Source organism: Dokdonella sp. (assembly GCF_049593775.1).
GTDB lineage: Bacteria > Pseudomonadota > Gammaproteobacteria > Xanthomonadales > Rhodanobacteraceae > Dokdonella.
In genome coordinates this window covers 1-1,619 of the sequence record NZ_JBAWHJ010000450.1, presented here as the reverse complement: position 1 = coordinate 1,619, position 1,619 = coordinate 1, and the positions used below count along the sequence as shown (strand labels likewise).

The window sequence follows — 1,619 nt, the reverse complement described above, 5'->3', positions numbered from 1 at the left end:
CTGCCATGACGTTTCTGCTGATCGCACTGAGCGTGCTTGCGGCCCGACCGAAGGTCGGCTGGATGGCTCTGGTCACAGGGTCCGGGCCAGGTGGAGCGTTGGTCCGGCTGTTGCTTCCGGCACTGATTGCAATGCTGATTGCAATCGGATGGCTTCGCGTGCAGGGCGAGTACATGGGCTGGTTCGGCCCGGATCTCGGGATAACACTCTATACCGTGGCGGTCATCACCCTCTGTGTCGCATTGACCTTGTGGAGTGCACATTCTCTCGACAGTGCCGCGGCAAAACAGAGCAAAGTAGAGCGCCAGCGCGAAGAAGCCTTTTCGGAGCTGAAACAAAGCGAGGCGCGAATTCGGTCCATCGTGGACACGGCATACGACGCATTCATCTCCATTGACGCCGATGGAAGGGTGATCGACTGGAACGTGGCCGCGGAAAAAATGTTCGGATACCTGCGAAGCGAATGCATCGGGAAAGACCTGTCGCGGATCATCATTCCCGAACGCCTTCGCGAGGCTCACGATGCCGGGCTTGCTTGCGCCAGGAGCCCCGAAGGAGCGGCGGGAAGGCTGCTTGATCGGCGAGTAGAGATGACGGCTCTTCGTCGAAACGGTGACGAGTTTCCCATCCAGATGACAATATGGCAATTGATGATTGGCGCGAACCGTACCTACAACGCATTCATCGGCGACATCACTGACAGGACCATTGCCGAAAGAAACATCCAACTGCTGAACTCACAGTTGATTACCAAGGCAAGTCAACTGGAAATCAGCAACCGAGAACTGGAAGCGTTCAGCTACAGCATCTCCCACGACTTGCGTGCGCCGCTTCGCCACATCGACGGATATGCACAGATGCTTGCTGAAGATTCCCTGGATCAGCTGGATTCCGAAGGGCGTCGCTATCTCGATGAAATCGGGGCTGCGGCTCGCCGGATGGGAGCACTCATAGACAGCTTGCTTGCGTTTTCCCGTCTGGGGCGAAAACCAGTGCAGCGTACTGTTGTAGACATGCAGGCGCTGGTCGAACATGTGGTGCGCGAGGAATTCAGCGCCATATCCACCAAGATCAGCATAGATGAACTACCCTGCACGCACGCGGATGCGACACTTCTGAAGCAGGTATGGGTCAACCTGATCTCGAATGCGCTCAAATACAGCGCCCCCCGTGGCAGTGAGGCTCGAATCCATATCAGCGGTGAACGATATCCGGAATTCTGCCGATACCAGATCCGCGACAACGGAGTTGGCTTCGACATGCGATACGCCGACAAGCTGTTCGGTGTCTTCCAGCGACTGCACACCGACGATGAGTTCGATGGCGCAGGCGTTGGGCTTGCAATAGTGCAGCGCATCGTCAGCCGACACGACGGTACGATAGAAGCGCAAGGCGAGCCAGGCAATGGGGCGACTTTTGCCTTCGATCTGCCAGGCATGGCCGGTTCGGGGCACACTGTGCATGCAGAGGAGAGAGCTCAATGAACTATGAACAAGTGGAAATCCTCCTTGTCGAGGATTCCAAGTCGGATGCAGAAATGACCTTGCGCACGCTCAAGCGCCGCGGTATTGCAAACAATGTCGAATGGGTTCGCGATGGCGTTGAAGCATTGGACTACC

1 protein-coding gene is annotated in these 1,619 nt (G+C 56.6%); it reads left to right on the top strand.

Annotated elements, in window-relative coordinates:
• Positions 1-1,484, top strand: a 1,484-nt coding sequence (locus WBP53_RS15560) for a sensor histidine kinase (protein WP_423930548.1), incomplete at its 5' end; no start/stop codon positions are given.
• Positions 1,485-1,619 lie beyond the last annotated feature (135 nt).